Origin of the sequence: Clostridium sp. (assembly GCF_050717515.1) — a bacterium.
Classification (GTDB): domain Bacteria; phylum Bacillota; class Clostridia; order Clostridiales; family Clostridiaceae; genus Clostridium_AD.
On sequence record NZ_JBOITL010000023.1, the window covers coordinates 58,964 to 85,230 of the forward strand.

Genomic DNA, 26,267 nt, shown 5'->3' on the forward strand with positions numbered 1-26,267 from the left:
TTCCATATCTGACTTTATAATATTAGTGTTTTCACATCATTCTATATGTTTTTTTAATTTTATTGCAAATAAACTTTTATCAGTTCTCTAGTTATTTCGGCAGCAACTCCGCCGCCTACTCCGCCCTCTTCTACAATTACCGCTATGGCAATTTGAGGGTTTTCATATGGTGCAAAACCAATAAACCAGGAATGTGGTCCTACCTGTTTACTGGCATCACCCTTATGATCTGCAGTGCCTGTTTTTCCACAAACAGTTATGCCATCCACAGCTGCATTTTTCCCTGTACCTTCAGCCACTACATCCTTCATTAAATCTTTCATTATCTTAGCATTTTCTTTTGACATGTTTTCTCCTAATGCTTTAGGCGCTATTTTCTTTAGTGATTTGCCCTTACTACTCAATATCTCTTTAACCATCATTGGTTGCATCATAATGCCATCATTAGCAACCGTGCCTGCAACTAATGCCATTTCCATAGGAGAAGTTAAAACTTGAGCTTGCCCTATAGCACTTTGTGCTATATTACCTTTTTCATTGCTTTTATAACTTGGAAATTGACTATTCTCTATGCTTAAACCAGAAGCTGGAGTATCCTTGTTAAAATAAAATTTTTCTGCAGTATCCTTTAGTGCCTTATTTCCCAAATCAATACCCAAGGATCCAAAAAACACATTACTAGAATGCAAATAAGCAGTTCTAAAATCTATATTTCCCAAAACCTCACCATCATAATTTCTAAGTGATGAACTTTCATTAAAAACTAATGAACCAGTATCTTCAAACCTCCTATTGTAAACATTTGGAAGGTTCTCTAAGGCACTTATTGCCGTAATAGTTTTAAATATAGATCCCGGTGGATATAGCCCAGATACTGCTCTGTTAAGCAATGGCATATCCTTATTAGCAACTATCCCTTTCCAATCCTTTTCTAAATTATTAGGGTTATAAGATGGCATAGACACCATTGCTAAAATTTCTCCTGTTTTAGGATTTAAAGCCACTATTGAACCGCGCTTACCTTTTAAAAGATTAAAAGCTTTTTTTTGAAGCTTAGAATCAAGGGTAGTTCGCAGCCCATTACCAACCTTTTCTTCTTCCTTTTTATTAAAGTCAAAAAGCTTTGAGGCTACTGTGCTTTCAGATCCCATAAGTTCTGCATCATATTTTTTTTCAAGTCCTGCAAGTCCATATATAGGATTCATATACCCTATAGCATGAGCAAAAACCTCGCCTTGCAAATATTCTTGTTTTTGAGACACTTCGCTTAATTTCGTACTTTTAGTTAAGGGAGTCATATCTTTATCATAAACGGTTCCCCTGAGTACCTTATTTCTTTCTGCCCATAGTCTATGATTAAAAGTACTGGACACCGCCTTTTGACTATTAAACATATAAATATAGGTTATATAGGAGATTAAAGCAACAAAAAGTATTAAAAATACCAACATTACTTTTTTTATATTAATCACAAAATCATTCATAACTTTGACCGTCCTCCGAAATTTTTTGAAGTATACCTAGGGAAAAGAAAGTTATTATCATAGAACTCCCACCATAACTAACTAGTGGCAAGGTTATACCTGTTAGTGGAATAGCTCCAACCACACCACCTACAATAACCAATACTTGAGCGGCTATCATTGTGCTATAGCCCACTGCTAGAAGTCTTGAAAATTTATCCTTACCATAAACAGGTACTCTCATGCATCTATAAAACAGCAAAAAGTATAAAATAAGTATAGCAAACCCAGTAAGCACACCCATTTCCTCACAAATAGCTGCAAAAATAAAATCCGTATTAACTACAGGAACCATTTTAGGGTATCCAAGCCCAAGACCTGTTCCAAAAAGGCCACCTGAAGCTATAGAAATTAAGGATTGTACTACCTGATGCCCTTGATCATATCCATATTTCCATGGGTCACCCCAAATTAAAACCCTTAAGCGCACATGTCCAAAAAGTTTATAGCTTATAACTCCACCTACCATAAAAAGTACTAAACATACCAGTACATATTTAAAGTTTGAAGTAGCAATATATAACATAGTTACTGAAATAGCAAAAAATAAGAGTGCTGATCCTAAATCCTTTTGAATCACCATAAGCCCAAGCGAAACCATAACTACAATTCCTGGCTCAATTAGAGACTTAAATTTTATAAGCTCTGACTTCCCCTTAATACCTTTACCATAATTCTGTAATGATGATGCTAAATATGCCACCAATGATAATTTACCAAATTCTGTTGGTTGAAAACTAAATCCAGCAATATTTACCCAGTTTTTAGCTCCATAAGTTGGATCTGCAAATATACTTCCCATAGACATAAGTACAAGAGTACATACCAAATAAACCCATTTATACTTTCCAAAACTAGTCAAGCTAGGAAAAAGCACTACTACTAAAATAAATATGGCAATGCCTACGGTATACCATATAAGTTGTTTAAGGGCAGTAGGCGAGTCTAGTCTATATAAAATGCCCATGCCTATAACCGCCAAAACATTTGAAAATAGTAAAATATATTTATCTCCGTCGGGGAAAAATCTTCTTATTATAAAGTGAGAATAGGCAAAAAGTATACATATTATCACACCCATTATTAATGCGCCCTTATCAAATCCTTCTTTACCAATAAAAAACATATTTACAAATAAAACTATACATAAAAGATAAGTATACCTTAGAAGTTTCCGTTCTTCCTTTATACTTTCCATATTATCACCTCGTTAATCATCACCTTCGGTGCTGAAATTTATCCTATAACCTTGAAAATTGAAGTTCCTATTTTTATTTCGTCACCTTTTTTTATAGCCACACTGTCTTTCACCCTTTTATTGTTCATTAATGTACCATTAGTACTCCCCAAATCCTGCAGAATATAATCTGTGTTCTTTCTATATATCCTTACATGCTGAGAAGACACGTATTTATCACCTAATATTAAAAGATTATCTGCTTTTCTACCTACTGTAAGTTCATCATTCAAAGGAATAACCGCACCCACTCTTAAGTTGAAATTTTCTCCTCTTTCTATAACCTCAAGTCCCATAGTTTTCTTTATTACTGTTTTCTTCTTTCCACCACCTTTTATGTCTTTATACATTATTCTCAAAGCAAATATTATTATGAGGTATATAATCGCTATAATTGCATATTTCATGATCGAGCTTATAATAGTCATAAGTCATTTTCTCCTCTTTATAAAAATAATCAAAGACCAGCATTGAATTAATATGCTAGCCTTGAATAAATTATAACATTTTTTTTAAATATTGTCCTGTATATGAATTTACATTTAAAGATATTTCTTTTGGAGTTCCACTACACATAATGTAACCTCCCTTGTCTCCACCCTCTGGCCCTAAATCTATAATATAGTCTGAGCACTTTATAACATCTAAATTATGTTCTATTACCACTACAGTGTTACCTGCGTCAACTAATCTTTGAAGTATTTTAATAAGTTTGCTAACATCATCAATATGAAGTCCTGTTGTAGGCTCATCTAAAATATAAAAAGTCTTGCCTGTACTTCTCTTAGATAATTCTGAGGCCAATTTAATTCTTTGAGCCTCACCACCAGATAGTTGAGTTGAAGGTTGCCCTAGTCTAATGTAACCTAGTCCAACATCTATCAGTGTTTTAAATTTACTATGGATTCTTGGAATATTTTCAAAGAATTTTACTGCTTCCTCCACAGTCATATTTAAAATTTCATCAATATTCTTTCCTTTATACTTAACCTCTAAGGTTTCTCTATTGTATCTTTTGCCCTTACAAACCTCGCAAGGCACATATACATCAGATAAAAACTGCATTTCTATTTTAATTATTCCATCGCCCTTGCAAGCCTCACATCTTCCACCCTTTACATTAAAGCTAAATCTACCCGGCTTATAACCTCGCACCTTGGATTCTGAGCTCATAGAGAAAACATCGCGAATTATATCAAATACCCCTGTATAGGTAGCTGGATTGGATCTTGGAGTACGTCCAATCGGACCCTGGTCTATATCTATAATTTTATCTATATTCTCTACCCCTAAAATATCTTTATGAAGTCCTGCATTCTTTTTAGAATTATTTAGCTTTTTATTAAGACCTTTATATAGAATTTCATTTACTAAAGTACTCTTTCCAGATCCCGAAACACCCGTTACGCAAGTAAATACACCCAGTGGAAACTCCACGCTAACATTCTTAAGGTTATTTTGCTTCGCATTAATTATTTTTATACATGAGCCATTAGAGACTCTTGTTTTATCTGGAACCTCAATCATCTTTTTACCACTTAAATATTGCCCTGTAATTGACTCCGCGCAACTTTTTATATCGTCTATTGTTCCTGCCGCCACAATTTCTCCACCATGTTCTCCAGCTCCTGGCCCAATATCTACAATATAATCTGCTGCCATCATAGTGTCCTCATCATGCTCTACAACTACCAGCGTATTTCCTAAATCTCTTAGCTGTTTCAATGTCTTAATAAGTTTTGCATTATCCCTTTGATGAAGTCCAATACTAGGTTCATCTAAAATATATAAAACTCCCATAAGGCTTGAACCTATCTGGGTAGCTAGTCTTATTCTCTGCGCTTCTCCACCAGAAAGCGTTCCTGCTGATCTTGTTAAATTCAGATAATCAAGCCCAACGTTCTTAAGAAAACTAAGTCTATTATTTATTTCTTTAAAAATCTGATTAGCTATCATCTTATTTTTTTCTGACAATTCAATATTTTCTAAAAATTTCACTTCATCTACAATTGACATATTGCAAAATTCATATATATTTTTCTCACCCACAGTTACAGCTAATGCCTCGGGGCTCAACCTTGCACCATTACACTTAGGACATGCATTATCCCCCATATATTGTTCAACTTCTCTTTTTATATAATCAGAAGAGGTTTCAAAATATCGCCTTTTTAAATTGTTTATAATGCCTTCATAAACATGATTAAAGGTTCCTGTTCTATACTCCTTAACATACTCTACCTTTATTCGTTCTCCATTAGTTCCATATAATAGTATTTTAAGGATTTCCGGATCATATTTTTCTATAGGCGTATCTAAACTAAACTTATATTTTTCGCTTAGTGCCTTTAATACTGCAAAAGTCCAGGAATCCTCTTTAAGACTGCCTTCTCCAAAGGACAAAATAGCTCCACCCAAAATACTCTTACTTTTATCTGGCATAATTAAATCCTCGTCGATTTCCATAAGGGTACCAAGTCCATCACAAGTATCACACTTACCAAAAGGAGAGTTAAAAGAAAACATCCTAGGTGCCAGTTCCCCTAGACTGATACCACAATCCGGGCAAGCAAAATGTTCACTAAAAAGCATATCTTCTCCATCTACGACGCCAGCACCTATAGTGCTAGCTATTGCCGTTCCCTCTGCTAATTTTAAAGCACTTTCTAAGGATTCAGAAAGCCTACCACGAATTTCCTCTTTTACAGAAATTCTATCAATGACGATCTCTATACTATGTTTTTTAGTCTTTATAAGCTTTATATCTTCTTCCATAAGTTCTACAATATTACCATCTATTCTAGCGCGAACAAACCCATTCTTTTTAATATTCTCTAATATCTTAACATGCTCGCCCTTTTTTCCCCTTATTATAGGTGAAAGAATTAAAAGCTTAGTTTTCGGTGGCATTTCCATTATTCTGTCCACCATCTGATCCACAGTCTGTTGAGAAATCACCTTGCCACACTTAGGACAATGAGGCGTTCCAACTTTAGCATAAAGTAATCTCAAATAATCATAAATTTCAGTTACAGTACCCACTGTAGAACGTGGATTTCTGTTAGTTGTTTTCTGATCTATAGAAATAGCAGGAGATAGCCCCTCTATGTATTCAACATCTGGCTTATCCATATTGCCTAAAAACTGCCTTGCATACGCTGACAGTGACTCTACATACCTTCTTTGCCCTTCTGCATATAATGTATCAAAAGCAAGCGAAGATTTACCAGATCCCGAAAGTCCAGTAAACACTACAAATTTATCTCTTGGTATCTCTAAATCTACATTTTTTAAATTGTTAACCTTAGCACCCTTTATAAAAATCTTATCCCTCATAATTTCACTCCTCGTATACTTCCCTTAAATAATTAACAACTCTCTCAACTTTTAACTCTTAAATATTCTTAATTTGTTTTTTAAGTTTAAAAATTATATCTCTAAGCTGCGCTGCTCTTTCAAATTGTAAATCCTTAGCTGCCTGCTTCATTTCACTTTCATACTTATCCATTAACTTTTTAGTTTCATCGTAATTTGCTTCCATAGCAGCTTCCAGGGTTTCATATACCGCTTCTTCCTCTGCCACTGTAACAGCTCCTAGTACTTCCCTAATATCTTTAATAATAGTAGTTGGTATTATATCATTCTCTTCATTATAATCCATTTGAAGTTTTCTACGTCTATTAGTTTCATCCATAGCCTTTTTCATAGACTTTGTGATTCTGTCCGCATACATTATTACTTTACTCTCTGAATTTCTTGCAGCCCTTCCTATAGTTTGAATTAAAGAGGTTTCAGAGCGCAAAAATCCTTCCTTATCTGCATCAAGGATTGCCACAAGAGCTACTTCCGGAATATCTAAGCCTTCTCTTAAAAGATTAATACCTACTAGTACATCGAATGTACCAAGCCTAAGATCTTGGATAATCTTCATTCTTTCTATAGTATCAATATCCGAATGTAGGTAAGTAACTTTCATATCCATTTCTCTAAAGTATTTAGTCAAATCCTCTGACATTTTTTTTGTAAGCGTTGTAACTAAAACTCTAAACCCTTTTTTTATTGTGTCCTGAATACTCGCATATAAATCATCTATTTGCCCTTTAACCGGTCTAATATCTATTTCAGGGTCTAATAGCCCTGTAGGTCTTATCACTTGCTCTGCAGTATTCTCACTATGCTCTGCTTCATATACGTTTGGAGTTGCACTTACGAAAACTGTCTGATTCATAGTACCCTCAAACTCTTCAAAAGTTAGAGGCCTATTATCAAAGGCAGAAGGAAGTCTAAATCCATACTCAATTAAATTAGTCTTTCTTGATTTATCTCCGCCAAACATAGCTCTAACCTGTGGAAGCGTTACATGACTTTCATCTATAAACATTAAAAAATCCTTTGGAAAATAGTGCATCAAGGTTTGAGGCGCTGTTCCTTTTGGCCTCCCATCTAAAATTCTAGAATAATTCTCTATACCACTACAGTAACCAACCTCTCTTATCATTTCAATATCAAAGTTAGTTCTTTGCTTAAGTCTTTGAGCCTCTAGTAATTTATCCTGTGATATAAGTTCCTTTAATCTAAGCTCTAACTCTTCTTCTATTTGTTCTATAGCAGGCTCTAGTTTCTCCTTTGAAGTCGCAAAATGAGAAGCTGGGAAAATAGATACATGCTTTCGTGCTCCAATAATTTCTCCTGTTAGCGAATCAAAAGACCTAATTTTATCTATTTCATCACCGAAAAACTCTACCCTAATTCCTTCGCTGCTGGATGAAGCAGGAAATATATCAACAGTGTCCCCTCTTACTCTAAAGGTTCCGCGAATAAAATTAATGTCATTTCTCTCATACTGTATATCAACTAATTGTCTTAAAACTTCATTTCTATCCTTTTCCATACCTTCCCTTAAAGAAACTGTAAGTTTTTTATATTCTTCAGGGTTTCCAAGTCCATATATACATGAAACTGAAGCCACCACAATAACATCATTGCGCTCCAGCAGTGCTGATGTAGCTGAATGTCTTAATTTATCAATATCATCATTAATAGATGAGTCTTTTTCTATAAAAGTATCCGTTTGTGCAATATAAGCCTCAGGCTGATAATAATCATAGTAAGACACAAAATACTCCACACAGTTGTCAGGAAAAAATTCTCTAAACTCCGAGCAAAGCTGTGCCGCTAAAACCTTATTATGGGCAAGCACCAAAGTAGGCTTTTGAACTCTTTCAATAATATTAGCCATAGTAAAAGTCTTACCTGAACCAGTTACGCCTTTAAGAGTTTGAAACTTTTTACCTTCTTCAATTCCTCCCACAAGACTCTCAATAGCCTGTGGTTGATCTCCAGTAGGTTTAAACTTTGAATGTAATTTGAATTCATTCATAAACACACCCCCTTGTATTTCTCTAGGTGCGATAACAACTATTAATTGCTATCATCTATCTGAACGTTTGTTCGTCTACTCTATTTTAACTATAAGTATTTAATATGTCAATATCTCCTTTTTAGATTGACTCTTTTTTCTTAGAATGATACTAACAAAAGTATATATTTCGTAAAATGCGTTGAACTACTTAGGGTCGTGAACGCATTTCTAGCAATATATACTTTTTGTTACAGCATCCTCTTAGAAAAAAGCTTGTAATGTAAATATTAATTATAATTTCTTATTTAGACTTTTTTAATATTAACGACTCTTTTTTTCCATTCCATTCTATTTTTACTATCATATCTCTATCAGTAGACTTAGGAAATCCTGTTGGTAGTATCAGTTTGCCCGTATGAACCATGGTATTATCCATTGAGAATTCGCCCTCTTCTCCTTCGCTCCTAGTATCTATTGAGTATTTTACATCCTTTACCAAGTTACCTTCTTTCCCAGTGTACTTAAATGTATAATAAGTGTCATGTGAGTACTCATTACCATCGATTTTATAACCTACATGCCAATTATCACTGGTGCCCTCATAATTAATTACTACATCTTCAACACCTAAACGCAAATTATTTGAAAGTCTAGAAAGTGCATCATAACTATTTTTATCATTAGGATCTTTTACAATACATGTTAAGTATTTATATATATCTACTCGCTTTTCCGTAATCGCCTTCAATCTACTATTAGTTGTGTTAGTTTCTGTCATACAATAATAAAGCTCCTTTATCGCACTAATTAATTCATTGTGGTTTTCACTCTTGCCATATGAAGTTAAATCTTCTATAGATAAAGCTGTATATAAGTTAGAGGCTGCCATTATATAATAATGATTTTTTTCATCATCCTTCATTATAGTATAGTCCCCTGCAAAACAAAATTGGGCCTGGGACAAAGTGTATTTAAATAATTCATTTGCAGTTTTTTCTCGCTGGTTTAAACTAAAAAAGCTATAAGTTCCAAACACCAAACTAATTATTAGCGCTAATATTAATAATTTTTGTTTTTTCATTAAAATTCCACCTTTGCATACCTTATCGTCTTACCTTCACCAGGTACTTAAACTAATATAATTTCATTGCTTTTAAATCTATTTCCAACGTCCACATAAACAGCTACTATGATTACTTAAATAAAAAGCCTTATAATATACTATATTATAACATCAAATCCAATTAATTATATGTAGTTTAATTCGACTAATATATTCTAAAGATGCCCTTTTTAAACAAAAGGACTTGCCTCCTCAGTATAAACTGATAAGGCAAGTCCTTTTGTTTTATTTCAATTAAACATTTTTTTCTATAACATTTTCTTCTATAGTATTTTTTTCTACAACATTATTTTCTTCAATAACATCATGTTCAATCTCGCTTTTACTTAGTAACATAAAAGAATCCGAAACTTTTTTATTCACTTTACCCACACCAAATAAAACAAATGCGATACCTCCATATATACCAATTGGTTCAAACATTCCTGGCAACAATTGCGATGTCAATAATGCTTTTCTTACAGTAGCAATATCATAACCCTGAGCTACAGCTTGACTAACCGTACTTTTAAATAATAGAATATTATTAACCAATAATGCAACACCAATCATTGCCACAACTGAAGCTACAAGATACATAACAATTGAGATAGAAGATCCCTTTGATTTTTTAGATGCATTTTTTTCTTTGATTCCCATAATAATTTGTCCTCATTTCTGCCTTTAAAGGCTATATTATAATTTCAATTTAATACTGAGCTGATATTGTTTTCGAAAAAAAATCAGTGTCTATTCATTAATAATAGTAGATAATTGTTGCATTCAGGTGTCAATAATGTTAACAATCTATAACCAATATAAAATATTAGTTGCAAATACTTACTCAACATTCCATTTTCTGAAATGCAGTTAAAAAATACATTATCTTGTTCCATATAAAAAGGCAAGCCCAATAAGTAATGGCTTGCCGCTTAGTAAATATACATAATAAATTTATTTATTCTATTATTCTTTTACCTATTACAAAATGATCTACGTAATAACCAGTTAATTCAGATATTTTTACAACATCACCAGGTTTAGGACAATGTATAAATTTATTATTTCCAATATATATTCCCACATGAGATACTTGAGAAGGTTCAGCTGAATTTGTAGTAAAAAAGACTAAATCCCCACTTTCAAGATTATTTATATTAACAGTTGCACCTATATCTACCTGTTCCATAGTCGTTCTAGGTAAATTCATACCAAAGTTTTTATAAATATACTGCACAAGCCCTGAACAATCGAATCCACCACTTAAATATTTCCCAGTAGTGCTGAATTTTGCTGGTGTTTCACCACCCCATATATAAGGTGTACCCAAAAATTTGTTTGAATATGACACTAAATTATTTCCAGTTGCTGTTGTATTATATTGTTGTCCATCTTCAACATATTGAGCTTTGTTTGACGTATCATCAACCATGCTTACATAGGATTTATATATATATCCCCATTCGCCAGCATACTTAATTTTATAGAATTCACCTTGAGTTCCATATATCTCTACTTTTTCTTTAGGATACTTCTTACCCATAACAATAACATCATTAGCCAATGAAGCTGTTTTTCTTACACTCAAAAAATCAGAGGCTGTAATAGTCCCAACTCCTGTAGCTTTCGGTACAGGCGTCGGTGCAGTAGAACTGCTTGTACTATTTGAATTTACAGTCTTTTGCCCTGTAACTTTTACATATAATGCACTTATATAGCTTGTTTTTCCAGAATAAGTTATTTTATAAAAACCATTTGTGTTTTCATACATTGTAACTTTACTTCCAAGCTTAATAGTACCCGTCACAGGATAGCTTGGACCAGCTCCAGACCTTACATTTAAAATATTTGCTGTTATAACTCCATATTTTTCTACGTAAGCCGGTTTTACGCTTGGCACGCTCTTCGGAACAGACGCACTTTTTACTAGGTTTATATATGATCCATGCACGTATCCAGTTTTTCCACCATTACTTATTTTATAAAAATCCCCATATTTTCCAAGGGTATTTATTTTTGTATTCTTTGAAAGAAAACCTGTAATTGAAGAAGTCAGTGAAGGTTTTTGCCTAACACGTAATGAGGCTGTATTCACTACTCCACTATCTGCAAATGCAATTTGTGAACTTACTATTGTAAACAGTGTTACTATAAGAGCTATTCTTTTTTTCATTAGTTTACCTTCTCTCTATATTCTAAATTCAATTCAAGTATATGCTATATCTTAACCACTACTTATTATTTTGATTTTACATCTACATTTCGCCATAATATACTTTATGATTTATTTAAGTGTATTCATCCACCCCCTTTTTTTTGAGTACTATTAAAACTCACATTAAAAAGCACTAAGGTAAATATGATGCAGTAGTATTTAGTATTATAGCACTTATATACTAAAAAATTCTTGTTTTCAGAAATTTAAAATCCCTAATAAAGATAAAACTAGCAAATACAAATTACACATATTGCGTTGTCTTTAAATAAATCATAGTTTAATGATTTATTGTAAATTTACGGTAATAATGGTATAATTAAATAAATATTTTATATTGAATTTTTATTTTATGCTGCTTTAAAACCTATTTGTAAACAATTAGGTGTAATTGTATTTATGGATTTTATTATCATTTTTATACTTGAATTATTTAAAACTAAAAACCTTGATGACCCTGAATATAATGATTTCATTAATACTATTATTCCTTTATTAATATTTTTCGGTATTTTTATTGCCATACTTTGGGTATGCAGTAAGTTAGGCTTGTTCTGTTGCAAAAAAACAAAATTGACCATGTAATTTTACAGTCAATTTTAACAGTATTGTCCTAATGCCCCAGTATATATTTATATTTTTAAATTTTCCCTTTCATTTCTTTGATTCCTTTAATAATATAAGGAACGCCAAGTGGCAAAAAAACACCCACCATATTTATTTCTGGATACGTTTGTCCATATTCCCATTTTGATACTGACTGACGAGATACATTCAATAATTCTGCAAGTTGTTCTTGTGACAATGTTTTTTCTTTTCTCAATCCTTGTAATTTTTCTGAAAAACTCAACTCCATCACCACACCTAAATAATACCTAAACTTCGGTTATCACACTACCAATTTTAATTTGCTTTTTTGTCAACTTGAGGTTGCAGTCGTTATATCACAAGGCTAACGCCTAAAAGAATTTTGGACTTATCCATTAAAATAAATAATATTTCAATATTATTATACAAAAAATTCGCAGCCTATCGGCTAAAATATTTTGGGACTGCTCTGTTGCAAAAGATTATGCAACTCAGCCATATATTATGTCCCCCCAAGGTTTCCCCCCCAAATCTACATAAAAAAGAAAGAATGCAATTTCTCTGGAGTGACTTGCAATACGAAACGCTGAAACTATTGAAATTCCATTTAGAAATTCTTCTTTTACGAATGTAAAATCCTCGTAAGCTTGCACAGGAAGTGCAAGCTAGCGAACCTGAGGCAGGACGCCGAATGTGAGCGTTAGAGGATTTTACACGAGCAAAAGATTAGAATTTCTTAATGGAATTTCTAGTTTCGAGTTCGTTTGCAAGGCACTCCAGAGAATTGTGCACCTTTCTTTATTTTTTATCTCTGTCTTTCATTTTTTCCAGTACATCTTTAAAGCTTTCGTCATCCATCTTTACTATAGAATTGTCTTTTGGTAGCTCCCTTGGTACAATCACTACTCCTAGTCTTTTGTTCCCATCTACATTGGTATAACTCATATCTTTTAATTCTCCAGATGTTTTTTTGATTTTTAAAGATATTGAATCGAAATTACCTTTAACTATATGTAAAATTTCTTCTTCAGACTCTATTTTTTTATCGTTAAGTCCGACTATTAAATCTCCACTTTGAATTCCCATTTGAAAAGCAGGAGATTTAGGGGCTACTTCTAGAACCATAATTCCCTCATCGCCACTAACAAATTTAGGTTTTAAAGTGAGCTCCAGGTGCTTTTCTAATTGCAACATTGCTTCATGCAGTGCAGCTGCAAATATCAAAATAAAAATTTGAATAGCTACGCCAAATACTGCTAATTGTGATATAGCTGTTAAAATCACGCCATATCCCATTATTAGTGCTCCTGAAAATAGAGTTTTCTTGCCCTTACTCTTAGTAAAGGTAATACTGCTATAACCAATGATCCCATAAAGCGCAATAGAAGCTATGATTGATTTTTCTAAGATTTTACCCGCTATAGTCCCTCTTATTGCAGGCATCCACTGTGGAGTCATTAAGCTCTGTCCTGCCACCAGATCCGAGCTCTGAGAACTTAAAAGTATAAGTATAGCAATTGGCAATGCCCAATATCTTTTTAAGGCAAATCCCCCAATAATTTTATTGTCTCTATTTGTAAAAACAGGAATAGCTCCTCTTGATCCATCTATCATTACTAAACTTCCCTCAATAATATGTAATACACCCACCAACGTCATTAAGGTAAGAATATCTACGTTTATAAAATCTAATTTTGGCATATGCAATATGATAGCTGCATATTTAAACACTAGGCTGGCTATACCTAAAACTGCACCAGAATAAGAAAAGCATATAAATCTAGGCTTAAATGCCATAAAAAACAATGACAACATAAACAATAAATAAATACTTGAATTCTCATCAAAAACTAGACCTAAAAATGTAAACATAAGACTTGCTAGGGTCCCTGCAATAATTCCTATTACAATTTGAGATATAGTCAACTCAAAAGGTGAATCTAAACTTTCTCCCATTATCATTTTCTGCATAACCGATATTTTCTTATTTTTATTATAAAAAATTAATCCGATCATTATTAATATAAATGCATTTGAAGGATCTACAATTGCAGAAGCAACTGCTCTTAAAGTATGTATTGCAATGTCCATTGAATAAAATTCTCCTTTCATCTTACTTAGAACAAGGAGACTCCCACTTCTATACGAGGATAGGAATTGTTCTTTTAGCTTTAGCTAATCATCTGCGATGCTGAACTGTTGTTAAAAACCAAGTATCCACCAAATTTATTGGTAGATACTTGGTATGTTGTTACTTGATTTTACCCTTAGCTATCTCTAAAGCTTTTTCAAACTGTGGATCCAAAGTTCTATCATATGCTTTCTCTTTAAGTGCTTTTGGATAAACCACCTCAATTTCTGGTTTTATTCCAATATGATGTATATTCTCACCACTTGGAGTATAATATTTTGATATAGTTACTTTTAATGCAGTACCATCATCAAAACCATCAATATCTCTGTAAAACATCCTTTGAACTATCCCTTTACCAAAGGTCTTTTCTCCCACTAAAGTACCAACCTTATAGTCTCTGATTGCTCCTGCAAAAATTTCTGAAGCACTTGCTGAACCTTCATCTGTTAATACTGTGAGTGGCATGCCTATAGCCAGACCACCCTTAGATTTATCTTCGCTTCTTTTCTTATTCTTATCTATTGTAGATACAATAACCTTTCCTTTAGGTACAAAGTTAGATGTTAAGTCTACAACTTGATCTAAAAGTCCACCAGGGTTTCCTCTTACATCTACTATTAAACTTTTCATACCTTTGCCTTTTAATTCTGATAATTTTTTTTCAAAATTCTTAGCAGTATTTTCATCAAACATTGTAAGTTGAATATATCCAACATTTTTATCTAACATTTCACCTTTAACTGTTACCAAATCAATTTTAGCACATTTAAGATTAACTTCAAAACTGCCTTTATTTTTTCTATTAAGAGTTAACTTGACAGTTTCATTTTCCTTGCCTTTCATCATTGTAATAGCTTTGTCTAGTTCTTTTCCTGTCACAGCTATTCCATTAACCTTTTCAATAACATCTCCAGGAAGTATTCCTGCACTTTTAGCTGGTGATGGATCAAACGGCGCGACAACAACTATATTTTTTCCTTTAATGTCTACTTGCAAACCAAGACCTATATAAGTTCCTATTGTTTGAGTATTAAAGGCTGTAAACTCTTTTTTGTTCATAAAAACTGTATAAGGATCCTCTAGTGAATTAGTCATTCCTTTTATAGCACCTTCTACTAAAACATCATCACTAATTTTTCCATCGTAGTACTCATATAGTTTATTTCTCACTAAAAATAGCTTTTGAAACTTTACTACTTGGTCATAAGCATCTCTTCCAATTATTACTTTTCCATTGGCAGTTCTTAAGGATATTTGAGTTGAAACAAATAGGGTTATGAGGTTAGTAGCAATTACTATAACTATAATCCAAATAATCCATTTTGTTTTCTTTGTTTTGCGTGTTTTGTGTTTCTCATCATTATATTCTACAGTTTTATATTGTCCAAATCTATTTTCATCGCCCATTTTATACACCTCTTTGTAATTCTCTATATATTATTTATGTAAATATAATAAATTTATAACACTAATAATGAAATAAATATATTATATTTACACAACCAAGAATTTTCTTATAGACATTATACTTCCTATGGCTCCAATAACTATGCCACCCAACATAAATTGCCATAGAATAGTGCTTAATATAAAATGAGGATTTATTAGATTAACCCCTAATAATGCACTTGCTGCAACCTTTAGAAAAACCATTTTATAAGCATAATATAGTATTCCGGTAGAAATAATTGCTCCCGATAAACCCAGCATCATACCTTCAATAATAAATGGCCATCTTATAAACCAATCAGTAGCTCCAACAAATTTCATAATACCTATTTCTTTTTTTCTAGAATATAGCGTAAGCTTAATTGTGTTTCCTATTAAGAACAGTGATACACTTATTAAAATTACAAACAATACTAATCCTACTATCTTCAAAGTAGTTGTTATTTTTATAACTTTATCAACAATTTCCCTAACATCATTGATTTCATCTACACCTTTTAATCCTTCAGTAGCCTTAACTATATTATCTACTATTTCAGGTTTTTCTACTCTTACAATATATGAAGTTGGAAGAGGGTTCTTTTTATCAAAGCCTTGTACTAAGGATTTACTATCTTTTCCAAATTGTTTCTTCATTTTTTCTAGCGCATCGCTCTTATCTTCAAATTTAATCTCTGCAACTCCCTCTACATTGTCAAGGGCCTTTTGAATAACAGATTTATCACCTATTGTTACATCCTCTTTAAGAAAAATTTGCACCTGTAACTTAGAACCTACTTGTTTAACTCCTGCATTAACATTAAAAACAATTAATAAAAACACGCCTAAAATAAATAGAGTAGCTGCCACTGTAGCGATTGACGCCATACTAACAGTTCTATTTCTTTTTAAACTTTTTAGTGCATCTACAAAATAATATTTAATTGTACTAATCTTCATAACCGTATCTTCCTCTCTGCTCATCTCTAGCTAGAACACCTTTTTCTATAGCTATTACTCTCTTCTTCATAGAGTCTACTATATTCTTTGCATGTGTTGCCATAACTATTGTAGTACCAGCCTTATTAATATCATTTAAAATATCCATGATACCTATTGCTGTTTCAGGATCTAAATTTCCCGTTGGCTCATCTGCTATTAGCAATGTAGGATTATTTACTATAGCTCTAGCAAGAGAAACTCTTTGTTGCTCTCCACCTGAAATTTCATGAGGAAAAGCCATATGTTTTTTAGATAATCCAACTAAATCTAAAACCAAAGGCACTCTTTTTCTAATATCCCTTGGTGAACACTCTGTAACTCTCAGTGCAAAAGCCACATTTTCGTAAACATTTAAAGTATCAATCAATCTAAAATCTTGGAAAACCACTCCAATTTTTCTTCTAAAATAAGGTATCTGGTTTCTTTTTAATTTTGTTATATCCGTATTGTTTAAAATGACACTACCTGTAGTTGGTTCTATCTCTTTTAAAAGTATTTTAATAAAAGTAGATTTTCCCGCTCCACTAGGACCTACAAGGAATACAAATTCCCCTTTTTCAATAGTAATATCAACATTCGACAAGGCTATTACATTATTATCATAAATCTTAGTTACTTTCTTAAATTCTATCATATTTCATTCTCCTTACTACGTTTATGTAATTCATTTCAGTAAAATCCATAACAACATTATATCATAAGGACTAGACCTATAATAAATTTTATTATAAAATTTTCGTGAATATTACTCAAAATACGTTGATTTACTTTTTCAAAAATTCATAAATATTATTTATCTTTATGTTTTCCTATAAAACTAAAATTATGAGGTCTTATAAAATTATCATAATTTTAATTTTGAAGTATATGTGCGATTAAAGTACAAAAAGTAATTCATCAAAAAAAGGTGCCACCTACAGCAATAAGCTTGCTGTCTACAGTAACCTTATTGTTGATTAATAAATTTGAAATAATATTAAGTCAATTATTGTTGAATAAATTAACATAAATAGGGAAACGAAAAATATTACACCGACTAAGTTCAATTTTTCAAAGTACTCCATCCATTTTTCTTCATAATTAAGCGGTTCTAACATTTCTCTTTTTACAAAACCTATACCTGAAATAGCAAGACCAAAACAAGATATTCTAATAGCTGTCCTGTCTACTGAGGCTAATACCCCTTGAAGATTTAAGTCACCTGAGGCTAACCCACCTATTACGCCAATTAAAGCTCCCAAAATTATAGGAATTAAAAATATTTTTAATGACAATATAAAACAATGTAATAAATCCTTTAAAATTTCTTTCATGCTTGTCCCCCTCCCCCTTATTATTCTTGATGTATTATATCATAAATCATCGCAAAAAACATTATCCTGTAGAATAGTTAAGACCCCTATGTATAAACACATAAGGGTCTTTAAAATTATTTTAAACTCAGGCCTTTTTTAAGAGCTTTAACTATTTCTTCTGTGGTTAATCCATAAGCTTTTAAAAGTTCATCTGGTTTGCCACTTTCACCAAAGGTATCTTTGATTCCAACTCTCATAACTGGCACTGGATGATTTGAACAAACAACCTCTGCTACTGCAGATCCAAGTCCACCTATAACACTATGTTCTTCTGCAGTAACAATTAATCCGGTTTTTCTAGCTGCAGTAATAATCGCTTCTTCATCTATAGGTTTAATAGTGTGTATATTTAACACTTTAACCTTTATTCCTTCCTCAGCTAAGATGTTATAAGCTTCCAATGCAGCATCTACCATAATACCTGTAGCTATTATAGTTGCGTCACGACCTTCTCTAAGTGTTACAGCTTTTCCCAGTTCGAATTTATAATCAGGGTTATCATTTATTGTCTCAACACCCATTCTTCCTAGTCTTACATAACAAGGTCCATTGTATTTCGTAATAGCTGCAATAGCTGCCTCTGTTTCAATATCATCACTTGGGCTTATAACTACCATATTAGGAATACTTCTCATTAGAGCTATGTCTTCTATAGCCTGGTGAGAAGCTCCATCTTCTCCTACAGTTAATCCTGCATGTGTTGCACAAATTTTAACATTTAATTTAGGATAACAAATAGAATTTCTTATTTGTTCAAAAGCTCTTCCTGCTGCAAATATTGCAAAAGTGCTTGCAAAAGGAATTTTCCCACAAGTAGCAATCCCTGCTGCTACGGACATCATATTCCCTTCAGCAATACCCATATTAATAAATCTTTCCGGAGCAACTTTTTTAAAATCTGCAGTTTTAGTAGATTTAGATAAATCTGCATCTAAAACGACTATATTTTCATTTTCCAGGCCTAATTTAGCTAAGGCCTTACCATAAGCTTCTCTTGTTGCAATTTTACCCATTATAGTGCACCCCCAATTTCGTCTATTGCCATTTGGCATTGCTCTTTACTTGGAGCGGCACCATGCCAACCAGCTTCATTTTCCATGAAGGACACGCCTTTTCCTTTTATAGTTTCACAGATTATAACTGTTGGTTTTCCTTTTGTTTTTTTAGCTTCTTCTATAGCATTTTTAATTTGATCAAAATCATGCCCATCCACAGATATAGTATTCCATCCAAAAGCTGCAAATTTAGCATCTACTGGATCAGACCCCATAACCTCAGAAACTTTGCCATCTATTTGCAGTCCATTATGGTCTACAAAAGCCGTTAAGTTATCAAGCTTATAATGTGCAGCTGACATAGTAGCTTCCCATACTTGACCTTCTGCAAGCTCTCCATCACCAAGTAATGAATATACTCTATAATCTTTTTTATCAAGTTTTCCAGCTATTGCCATACCTACTGCAGCTGAAATACCTTGTCCAAGGGACCCTGTAGACATATCTACTCCAGGTACAGTGTTCATATTAGGGTGTCCTTGGAGCCTTGACCCTAATTTTCTGAGTCCCATTAACTCATCCTTATCAAAAAATCCCTTTTCAGCAAGCACGCTATATAATGCTGGTGCAGCGTGTCCCTTTGATAAAACGAATCTATCTCTATTGGGGTCATTTTTATTTTCTACACTTACATTCATCTCATTAAAATATAATGTAGTTATAATTTCAACGCAGGATAATGATCCACCTGGGTGACCAGAATGTGACTCTGTGATCATAGTTATTATATTTTTTCTAACTTGCCTTGCAATTGCTTTTAATCTTTCTACTGTATTTTGCATAAGTACCTCCTAGTATTTCTTTAGAGTATAAAATAATTATTAATTGTTTTCCTCCTAATATTGCTTTGAGATCAATAATACTAATAATAGTTATTTACTTGTATTCCATTTATCTTCCACCATTATTATAACAATATTACACACTATAACAACATATTTCTTAAGGATTCTACAAAAAAAAATAAAAAACTATAGATTTTTTTTAAAATCTATAGTTTTATTAAAATACATTGAGCCATTAACCCATAAAATGAAATAAGTTCAATAAATGACCTTATCGTTTTTAATAAGGGCAATAAATGCCCTTATTAATTTTATAAACCTACACTAATTAAAAGTGCAGTATCTACTTTTTTCATATCGCTATCAGTCATATGACCAATTTTTTCTTTTAATCTTTTTTTATCTAGTGTTCTTATTTGTTCTAGCAAAACTACTGAATCTTTATTTAACCCATACTCTTCTGAAGAAATTTCAACATGAGTAGGGAGTTTTGCCTTGTTTATCTGAGACGTAATAGCTGCAATTATAATAGTGGGACTGTACTTATTTCCAATATCATTTTGAATTATAATTACTGGTCTAACCCCACCTTGCTCTGAGCCTACAACCGGGCTCAAATCAGCATAAAATATATCTCCTCTTTTCACTATTGTTGTCATTAGACAAATCACTCTCCGAAAGCTTAACTTCGTAATCTTTAAAATCTTTAATATCAATTTCAAAACCCATGTCAGCTATTTCTAAATTTAATTCAGCCATTTCTAAATAACCACGTTTCATTTCATCTATATAACTAAGTCTTTTCTTTTCCTCAATATATAGTATTATAGCTTCCCTAAAAAATTCACTTCTTTTTTTAGAATCTTTCTGGAGTGCCTTATTAAATTCAATATAGAGTGTTTCTGATAGGTTTACTACTAATTTCTTTGAAGTTGACATAGAAAATTTAATACCTCCCATTTGCTTAAGCAACAATATGTACAAAATATATTATAATTCAACCTATGTCAATATGTCAAAGAAATTATGGGTATTTTAACCCTTTTACAACAGTATTTTTACACATAAATAGTTTATTTTACATATAATACATTAATATTACACGTAATTTCTTATTTTCACAACTTTACCTTTACTAATGTAGACTCTCGGAACTCTTTTCCCAACCATACAAACTATTTCATAATTTATAGTTCCTATTAGTTCCGCTATTGTATCCGCTGTAAATTTATTTTTCTCATCTTCACCCATTAGTATAACCTCATCACCAATCTTCACTCCAGAAATATCAGTAACATCAATCATACATTGATCCATGCAGATCCTACCTATTACTGGAGCAAAGCTTCCCTTTATGATAACCTTTCCCTTTTGATATAGAAGCCTTGTATATCCATCTGCATATCCAACTGGAAGTGTAGCTATAATACTTTCTCTCTCTGTTTTAAACTTTCTTCCATAACTCACGTATTCTCCAGGTGGCAAACTTTTTATGTGTACTACATTTGTTTTTAAGGTCATTACAGTTTTTAAATTTATATTGTCCTTATTTACCTCTCCAGAAGGATAATAGCCATATAATATTATTCCTGGTCGTACTGCCTCATAATGTGTTTCAGGTAAATCTATAATAGCAGCGCTATTGGCCATATGTCTTATATTTATGTTCACTTTTTTCTCTTTTAACTTTTCATAAAAATAATTGTACTTTTTAACTTGGTTATAGGTATAAGTCTTGTCTTTTTCATCAGCCGAGGAAAAATGACAAAACATTCCTTCTATAATTATATTAGGTAGCTTACTAATACTATATACTTCTTCTATACTGCCATCATTTGGCAGATAACCTATCCTACCCATACCCGTATCTACAATTATATGAATTTTAGCTACTTTATTTTTCTTTTGAGCCATTTTTGATAATTCACTTGCAAATTCATAAGAGTATACAGCTTGCTCAATGTTATATTTTAATAAATCATCTATTAAATTTGGTGGCGTAAACCCTAAAATCATTATTGGGCATTCTATGCCTGAACGCCTAAGCTCCACTGCTTCACTTACTACCGCTACAGCTAATCTATTAGCACCATTTTGTAGGAGCACTGGCGCCACATCTATAGCTCCATGTCCATAGGCATCTGCCTTTACAACAGCTATTATATTTTCGCTCTTAGCTACCCTTCGAATTTCTCTCATATTATAAGCTAGTTTATCTAAATCAACCTCTGCCCATACGGGCCTTAAATGTCTAAACACGACCTTCACCTCTTCTGATATTGAAATTTAATTCTTATGCTTATGTTTTTACTCGCACTAAGGAATTGAAAACTCCAATGGTTCAATTTTTACATTAGTAAGAAAATTAGTATATGTTATATTGATTTTTTCTTTACCCTTTATATCATAAATAACCAATTTTTCTGGTATCATACTTTTATAATTAACATACAACAATGCATTATTAATATTTTTATTGCTACCAGGTATAAATAAATTGATTACTGAATATTCAATATCATTAATCTTTTCAATTGAATATTTTATTTCCTCATTAGTATACAATAATCCTATGTATTCTCCAATAAAACACAGTTTAAGAACTTCATCAAAATCCTTGCTCTGTACATACTTTGTTCCATTGTTTTTATCATTAATATAAATATTATCATCGGTTTTATAGATAAATACTCTGTCTTTATTTAGCTCTAGTTTATATCCGCCTCCTTTCAAATAGGATTGCCTTGCCTTATAGTTAATAGTCTGCTTATCATTCTTTATATCCATGTTCATTTCTGTAGTATAGCTTTCCATGTTTTTTAAAAAGGTTACAATATCATTCGTATTCTTAGGTTTTTTATTACAGGAAGTTAATAGCGTGGAACTAGAAACAAGTAAAAGTATTAAAAATAATAGTAATTTTTTTTTCATTGTTACCCTCCTAGCATTTCTCTAGAGCAGATAGGGTTACCCCTGTTATCTACCATAACAAATCACTCTACTACTATTACTATTACTCATGGTTTCATACTATTACAAAAATAGCTAATGACAAAAAAATCATTATCTGCAGCTATTCACTCACCTCTTCATTTTTTTCTACTTCAAATATAGCATAAGCTACCGCACAATCTTCCCCGTGAGATATGCTAAGATGAATATTATACTTTCCCTCTTTTTTAGCTATTAACTTTGCTTTGCCTTTTAAAATTACTATTGGCTTTCCAAGGGTTGTCCTGTCAATTTCAATATCTTTAAAGTCAAACCCCCTAAACCCTGTACCTAACGCTTTTGCTACTGCTTCTTTAGCAGCGAATCTTCCAGCCACATATTCCGGCCTCAAATTTCTACTTTTAAGGTATTCTAATTCAGTTATTGTAAAAATTTTTTCTAAAAACCTACTGTTGGCGACCATAGCATTTTTTATTCGTCGTATTTCAACAATATCAGTACCTACTCCAATAATCAAAACTCTCACTCCCGCTCTTTAATCTCTGCTCCATAATTTATATATTTAATTAAACACAGATTTTAACTATACTAATATTCATACTGCTACTAACATAATATAATAAATTTATGATTATTTATAGTATTATTCATAAGTTATTTTATGTGCTTCTATTTTCAAACTATATTTTTCTTTATATAACAAAAAGAGGAGAATCCTCCTCACTATGTTAGTTTAGTTTAATAATATATCGCCACTAGCTCATTACTAAAGTAACGAGAGCACGTAGCTATTTTTCAAAATATTAGCAAGTACCAATATTTTTTAACATCTCATCAAAATCGCTAATATACTCATCAATATAGTCACCTAGTATATCAATCATATGAATAGGTGATACTGTATTTTCATATAGCATTTTTATAAGATTTTTAACTTTATGTCTTTGAGGACTTATGTTTTCTACACAATCCCTCTCTATAAATACTACTGTATCATCAACGATGTCTTGCCTTTCAATCTCAATACCATAGGCTTGTACTTCAGTAGATTCATTATCCATTGAAACAGAAACCTGACTTTTTACTAATCTATAAAAATAATTATGCTTTACATCAACCTCTGTTACTCTTTTAGATAAATTTTCTAAAACTACCATATTCGTCCCCCTTGTGTTATGTTATTGAAAATATAGTAACATTATTTTTCAGAAAAATCTGTCATTTTATGAAATGGGTTCAAATGTATTATCTCTTAAAAGTGACAACTTCAACTCTTTGCGCCCATAATGTTATTATTAACAAAGTATCCACAGGCATCTCTTTATATATACACTAGCTTATTTTGTCGAAATCATAATAAATATATATAAAAGTTTTTTTATTATAAATTGAATATATTTTTAAAAAGTGCAACTATTTTTTATTTGACCCGCAATATAATGAAAAATATAATTATTATGTAAATATTTGGCATAATAGTTGTTTGTTTTGCTAACTATTTTGTTTATTTTTTAATCCAATAATGTTATTTGTATTTTTTTTCCTTTATTTCTTTCAACATTTTATACCTATCAACGCCAATGTATTTACATAAATCTTCCAATATTAATAATACTGCAATAATCATAGTACAATCATCCTTGTAATACGCCTCTAAATCATATCGATTTTTATACACAATGGAATTATCTTTTTTGCAACTAATAGTTTTATATAGTTCCTTTAAGGTATTGTATAATATGGAGTACGAAATTAGTATAAAATCTCCTTTTGCTTTTTCACTACCATTAACTACCTCTCTAACAATTCTATTTAAAGATGTATTTTTGTAATATTCCAACATTTTCAGCCTATAATTATCTTGGATAAACTTCCCAACTATTTCGGCATCTATCAAAGTTATTTCTCCATCTGTGTTAAAAAAAATGCTAGCATCTACCAGACCATTTTTCTGGTCACTAATTTCTGATAACATTTTCTTCATTCTGTAGTTGAAAAAACTAGTGAATTCACCTTTTGTAATAAAATACTGGAGCTCTTTAGTAGACACAACATACACTAGCTCTGAAAAATTTTTATAAGCCTTATTTAAATAACTTTTATTATTATAATCCATGTAACTCATAATCCTATTGCCCCCACTCTAATAAATTAGTTGAGAATTCTAAGTCCTCCCTATTTAGTGTGGCTAATTAAATACAAACTATACTAAAGCACATGAAAATAAATAACAAGTCAAGTATACTAACATACTGACTTGTTATTTATTTTCATGTACTTTGATCTTATATTTTCTTCTTAATATCACTATGTCCCTTTTTAACCATCGCAACATTTTCCTGGGTCATAGGATGCACTGAAAACTTAGCTTCGTTATATACCGATGTCATCTCATCTAAGCTATCTAAATTATCAACTTTAATTTTAGTAACGTTCTTTAGCTGCGTGGCAGTCATGTAAGTCTTATAAATATCTGCTTCTTCAGTTATATTTTCAAAACCTTTGTATGTATAAAGAATCTTATCTCTATTACTTTGACCGCCTTGAAAAATTTTACGCAACAAGTCTTTAACCCAATGTTTTTTCTTCTTTTTGCTAACAATTCTTTCCTTTTCTTCTACAAATTCATTACAAATTTTTGTTTTATTTCTAAATCTCGATAAAAATTTATATATTACATATAAAATAAGAAGTAAAATCAAAATTTTAAAAATTATAATAAGCACTGGTGATATTTCAATTGATTCATATTTAGTCAGAATAGGCTGTTTTTTTAAATTGGTTTTAGATGTATCTGCACTACCTGCAACTCTTTGACACTTAATAAAAAATCCCCTTAGTTTTTCAGACAACCAACTTATTGGGCCACCAAAAATTTTAATTAGAAGGGATACTATTATAAACAATATATAATTTGCTAAATGCATAATCATATCTAATAATCCTGATATAATTTTGCTGGCATAATCCAAAGATAAAGTAAGAACTGATATTCCTATAATTATATTTGTAACCATAGTAGTATTGCTTTTAACAGCATATACATATCTTCGCGTTTCTCTCATAAGTATAATAATCATTATTATATAGAGAACGTGGAACCTATACATTGCATTTACAAAGTCGGTCCCTAAGATAAATGAGAACACCCAAATGGCTATTAGCACTACCATAGACTTTGTTATATCTTCTTTATATTGAGAGTAATCTATAGGATTATCCTCCAATGAATAGGTTATTAAAGCCATAAACAACAAGAAAATTGTATTTATAAAAATGATTTGACCTTTGAAAAATATAAAAGAAGCTAATATACTAAGTCCTAAAAGCGCTAGTATAAAAAGGGGTTTTCTTAACTTCAAACTTTTAAGATATTGCGTCAAAAAAACAATACACAAACAAACTAAAAACAGTTTATATTCTACTGGGTTTTTAAACAACCATTTACTTAAAGCTGACCAAATTATAAAAGAAATAGTAACAAGACTTATACTATAAATACTCTTGACTTTTCTATACCAGCTCATCC

24 protein-coding genes are annotated in these 26,267 nt (G+C 31.7%); all 24 read right to left on the bottom strand.

The features are described from left to right. Nucleotides 1–59 precede the first annotated feature (59 nt). The 24 genes from ACREV6_RS08255 to ACREV6_RS08370 all read right to left on the bottom strand — a co-directional run bounded on the left by ACREV6_RS08255 (nucleotide 60) and on the right by ACREV6_RS08370 (nucleotide 26,265). A complete protein-coding gene (locus ACREV6_RS08255) occupies nucleotides 60–1,484 on the bottom strand; it encodes a peptidoglycan D,D-transpeptidase FtsI family protein (RefSeq protein ID WP_431577531.1) in 1,425 nt (474 codons plus the stop codon). Continuing rightward, nucleotides 1,477–2,721 (bottom strand): FtsW/RodA/SpoVE family cell cycle protein, encoded by a 1,245-nt coding sequence (locus tag ACREV6_RS08260; RefSeq protein WP_431577532.1) that lies wholly within the window; start codon nucleotides 2,719–2,721, stop codon nucleotides 1,477–1,479. Before ACREV6_RS08260 ends, ACREV6_RS08255 begins: the two co-directional genes overlap by 8 nt. 38 nt (nucleotides 2,722–2,759) lie before the next feature. Beyond that, nucleotides 2,760–3,188, bottom strand: coding sequence for an FHA domain-containing protein (locus ACREV6_RS08265; protein WP_431577533.1), 429 nt, complete (start codon nucleotides 3,186–3,188; stop codon nucleotides 2,760–2,762). Between the two features lie 70 nt (nucleotides 3,189–3,258). Continuing rightward, on the bottom strand, nucleotides 3,259–6,096 hold the full coding sequence (gene uvrA / locus ACREV6_RS08270) for an excinuclease ABC subunit UvrA (protein WP_431577534.1): 2,838 nt from the start codon (nucleotides 6,094–6,096) through the stop codon (nucleotides 3,259–3,261). Between the two features lie 58 nt (nucleotides 6,097–6,154). Beyond that, complete coding sequence (gene uvrB / locus ACREV6_RS08275; protein ID WP_431577535.1) at nucleotides 6,155–8,140, bottom strand: excinuclease ABC subunit UvrB; 1,986 nt, start codon at nucleotides 8,138–8,140, stop codon at nucleotides 6,155–6,157. Nucleotides 8,141–8,423: 283 nt separating this feature from the next. Then, a complete protein-coding gene (locus tag ACREV6_RS08280; RefSeq protein WP_431577536.1) occupies nucleotides 8,424–9,203 on the bottom strand; it encodes a hypothetical protein in 780 nt (259 codons plus the stop codon). Nucleotides 9,204–9,479: 276 nt separating this feature from the next. Continuing rightward, a complete protein-coding gene (locus ACREV6_RS08285; RefSeq protein ID WP_431577537.1) occupies nucleotides 9,480–9,884 on the bottom strand; it encodes a hypothetical protein in 405 nt (134 codons plus the stop codon). A gap of 298 nt (nucleotides 9,885–10,182) precedes the next feature. Further along, nucleotides 10,183–11,397 (bottom strand): C40 family peptidase, encoded by a 1,215-nt coding sequence (locus ACREV6_RS08290; protein ID WP_431577538.1) that lies wholly within the window; start codon nucleotides 11,395–11,397, stop codon nucleotides 10,183–10,185. Between the two features lie 682 nt (nucleotides 11,398–12,079). Next, on the bottom strand, nucleotides 12,080–12,289 hold the full coding sequence (locus ACREV6_RS08295; RefSeq protein WP_431577539.1) for a helix-turn-helix domain-containing protein: 210 nt from the start codon (nucleotides 12,287–12,289) through the stop codon (nucleotides 12,080–12,082). Nucleotides 12,290–12,825: 536 nt separating this feature from the next. Then, a complete protein-coding gene (locus tag ACREV6_RS08300) occupies nucleotides 12,826–14,139 on the bottom strand; it encodes a PDZ domain-containing protein (protein WP_431577540.1) in 1,314 nt (437 codons plus the stop codon). 139 nt (nucleotides 14,140–14,278) lie between these two features. Next, complete coding sequence (locus ACREV6_RS08305) at nucleotides 14,279–15,568, bottom strand: S41 family peptidase (RefSeq protein ID WP_431577541.1); 1,290 nt, start codon at nucleotides 15,566–15,568, stop codon at nucleotides 14,279–14,281. An 87-nt stretch (nucleotides 15,569–15,655) separates the two neighbouring features. Continuing rightward, a complete protein-coding gene (ftsX, locus tag ACREV6_RS08310; protein ID WP_431577542.1) occupies nucleotides 15,656–16,549 on the bottom strand; it encodes a permease-like cell division protein FtsX in 894 nt (297 codons plus the stop codon). Then, nucleotides 16,539–17,225: a cell division ATP-binding protein FtsE gene (gene ftsE / locus ACREV6_RS08315; RefSeq protein ID WP_431577543.1), complete on the bottom strand. Its 687-nt coding sequence runs from the start codon at nucleotides 17,223–17,225 to the stop codon at nucleotides 16,539–16,541. The genes ftsX and ftsE overlap by 11 nt, the downstream gene beginning before the upstream one ends. 322 nt (nucleotides 17,226–17,547) lie before the next feature. Beyond that, nucleotides 17,548–17,904: a hypothetical protein gene (locus tag ACREV6_RS08320; RefSeq protein WP_431577544.1), complete on the bottom strand. Its 357-nt coding sequence runs from the start codon at nucleotides 17,902–17,904 to the stop codon at nucleotides 17,548–17,550. 116 nt (nucleotides 17,905–18,020) lie between these two features. Further along, nucleotides 18,021–18,959, bottom strand: coding sequence for a transketolase family protein (locus ACREV6_RS08325; RefSeq protein WP_431577545.1), 939 nt, complete (start codon nucleotides 18,957–18,959; stop codon nucleotides 18,021–18,023). Beyond that, entirely contained in the window at nucleotides 18,959–19,783 is an 825-nt protein-coding gene (locus ACREV6_RS08330; RefSeq protein WP_431577546.1) for a transketolase, read from the bottom strand. The genes ACREV6_RS08325 and ACREV6_RS08330 overlap by 1 nt, the downstream gene beginning before the upstream one ends. A 314-nt stretch (nucleotides 19,784–20,097) precedes the next feature. Further along, complete coding sequence (locus tag ACREV6_RS08335) at nucleotides 20,098–20,445, bottom strand: type II toxin-antitoxin system PemK/MazF family toxin (protein WP_164959548.1); 348 nt, start codon at nucleotides 20,443–20,445, stop codon at nucleotides 20,098–20,100. Continuing rightward, complete coding sequence (locus tag ACREV6_RS08340; RefSeq protein WP_164959547.1) at nucleotides 20,405–20,725, bottom strand: CopG family transcriptional regulator; 321 nt, start codon at nucleotides 20,723–20,725, stop codon at nucleotides 20,405–20,407. The genes ACREV6_RS08335 and ACREV6_RS08340 overlap by 41 nt, the downstream gene beginning before the upstream one ends. A gap of 159 nt (nucleotides 20,726–20,884) precedes the next feature. Beyond that, nucleotides 20,885–22,045: an alanine racemase gene (gene alr, locus ACREV6_RS08345; protein WP_431577547.1), complete on the bottom strand. Its 1,161-nt coding sequence runs from the start codon at nucleotides 22,043–22,045 to the stop codon at nucleotides 20,885–20,887. A gap of 57 nt (nucleotides 22,046–22,102) precedes the next feature. Further along, nucleotides 22,103–22,717 carry a germination lipoprotein GerS-related protein gene (locus ACREV6_RS08350; RefSeq protein ID WP_431577548.1) on the bottom strand — a complete coding sequence of 205 codons (615 nt, stop codon included), beginning with the start codon at nucleotides 22,715–22,717 and terminating at the stop codon, nucleotides 22,103–22,105. Between the two features lie 142 nt (nucleotides 22,718–22,859). Continuing rightward, complete coding sequence (acpS, locus tag ACREV6_RS08355; protein WP_431577549.1) at nucleotides 22,860–23,255, bottom strand: holo-ACP synthase; 396 nt, start codon at nucleotides 23,253–23,255, stop codon at nucleotides 22,860–22,862. A gap of 286 nt (nucleotides 23,256–23,541) precedes the next feature. Next, the gene (locus ACREV6_RS08360) at nucleotides 23,542–23,895 is read right to left on the bottom strand and encodes a DUF6514 family protein (RefSeq protein WP_431577550.1); all 354 of its coding nucleotides are present in this window, start codon (nucleotides 23,893–23,895) and stop codon (nucleotides 23,542–23,544) included. 368 nt (nucleotides 23,896–24,263) lie between these two features. After that, nucleotides 24,264–24,863 (bottom strand): hypothetical protein, encoded by a 600-nt coding sequence (locus tag ACREV6_RS08365; protein WP_431577551.1) that lies wholly within the window; start codon nucleotides 24,861–24,863, stop codon nucleotides 24,264–24,266. Nucleotides 24,864–25,023: 160 nt separating this feature from the next. Next, on the bottom strand, nucleotides 25,024–26,265 hold the full coding sequence (locus ACREV6_RS08370; RefSeq protein ID WP_431577552.1) for a hypothetical protein: 1,242 nt from the start codon (nucleotides 26,263–26,265) through the stop codon (nucleotides 25,024–25,026). Nucleotides 26,266–26,267 lie beyond the last annotated feature (2 nt).

What these genes read in the sequence shown, in the direction of transcription:
- ACREV6_RS08255 (WP_431577531.1), bottom strand. Translation starts at nt 1,484, where the DNA reads ATGAATGATTTTGTGATTAATATAAAAAAAGTAATGTTGGTATTTTTA.
- ACREV6_RS08260 (WP_431577532.1), bottom strand. Translation starts at nt 2,721, where the DNA reads ATGGAAAGTATAAAGGAAGAACGGAAACTTCTAAGGTATACTTATCTT.
- ACREV6_RS08265 (WP_431577533.1), bottom strand. Translation starts at nt 3,188, where the DNA reads ATGACTATTATAAGCTCGATCATGAAATATGCAATTATAGCGATTATA.
- uvrA (WP_431577534.1), bottom strand. Translation starts at nt 6,096, where the DNA reads ATGAGGGATAAGATTTTTATAAAGGGTGCTAAGGTTAACAATTTAAAA.
- uvrB (WP_431577535.1), bottom strand. Translation starts at nt 8,140, where the DNA reads ATGAATGAATTCAAATTACATTCAAAGTTTAAACCTACTGGAGATCAA.
- ACREV6_RS08280 (WP_431577536.1), bottom strand. Translation starts at nt 9,203, where the DNA reads ATGAAAAAACAAAAATTATTAATATTAGCGCTAATAATTAGTTTGGTG.
- ACREV6_RS08285 (WP_431577537.1), bottom strand. Translation starts at nt 9,884, where the DNA reads ATGGGAATCAAAGAAAAAAATGCATCTAAAAAATCAAAGGGATCTTCT.
- ACREV6_RS08290 (WP_431577538.1), bottom strand. Translation starts at nt 11,397, where the DNA reads ATGAAAAAAAGAATAGCTCTTATAGTAACACTGTTTACAATAGTAAGT.
- ACREV6_RS08300 (WP_431577540.1), bottom strand. Translation starts at nt 14,139, where the DNA reads ATGAAAGGAGAATTTTATTCAATGGACATTGCAATACATACTTTAAGA.
- ACREV6_RS08305 (WP_431577541.1), bottom strand. Translation starts at nt 15,568, where the DNA reads ATGGGCGATGAAAATAGATTTGGACAATATAAAACTGTAGAATATAAT.
- ftsX (WP_431577542.1), bottom strand. Translation starts at nt 16,549, where the DNA reads ATGAAGATTAGTACAATTAAATATTATTTTGTAGATGCACTAAAAAGT.
- ftsE (WP_431577543.1), bottom strand. Translation starts at nt 17,225, where the DNA reads ATGATAGAATTTAAGAAAGTAACTAAGATTTATGATAATAATGTAATA.
- ACREV6_RS08320 (WP_431577544.1), bottom strand. Translation starts at nt 17,904, where the DNA reads ATGAAAGAAATTTTAAAGGATTTATTACATTGTTTTATATTGTCATTA.
- ACREV6_RS08325 (WP_431577545.1), bottom strand. Translation starts at nt 18,959, where the DNA reads ATGGGTAAAATTGCAACAAGAGAAGCTTATGGTAAGGCCTTAGCTAAA.
- ACREV6_RS08330 (WP_431577546.1), bottom strand. Translation starts at nt 19,783, where the DNA reads ATGCAAAATACAGTAGAAAGATTAAAAGCAATTGCAAGGCAAGTTAGA.
- ACREV6_RS08335 (WP_164959548.1), bottom strand. Translation starts at nt 20,445, where the DNA reads ATGACAACAATAGTGAAAAGAGGAGATATATTTTATGCTGATTTGAGC.
- ACREV6_RS08340 (WP_164959547.1), bottom strand. Translation starts at nt 20,725, where the DNA reads ATGTCAACTTCAAAGAAATTAGTAGTAAACCTATCAGAAACACTCTAT.
- ACREV6_RS08350 (WP_431577548.1), bottom strand. Translation starts at nt 22,717, where the DNA reads ATGAAAAAAAAATTACTATTATTTTTAATACTTTTACTTGTTTCTAGT.
- ACREV6_RS08360 (WP_431577550.1), bottom strand. Translation starts at nt 23,895, where the DNA reads ATGGTAGTTTTAGAAAATTTATCTAAAAGAGTAACAGAGGTTGATGTA.
- ACREV6_RS08365 (WP_431577551.1), bottom strand. Translation starts at nt 24,863, where the DNA reads ATGAGTTACATGGATTATAATAATAAAAGTTATTTAAATAAGGCTTAT.
- ACREV6_RS08370 (WP_431577552.1), bottom strand. Translation starts at nt 26,265, where the DNA reads ATGAGCTGGTATAGAAAAGTCAAGAGTATTTATAGTATAAGTCTTGTT.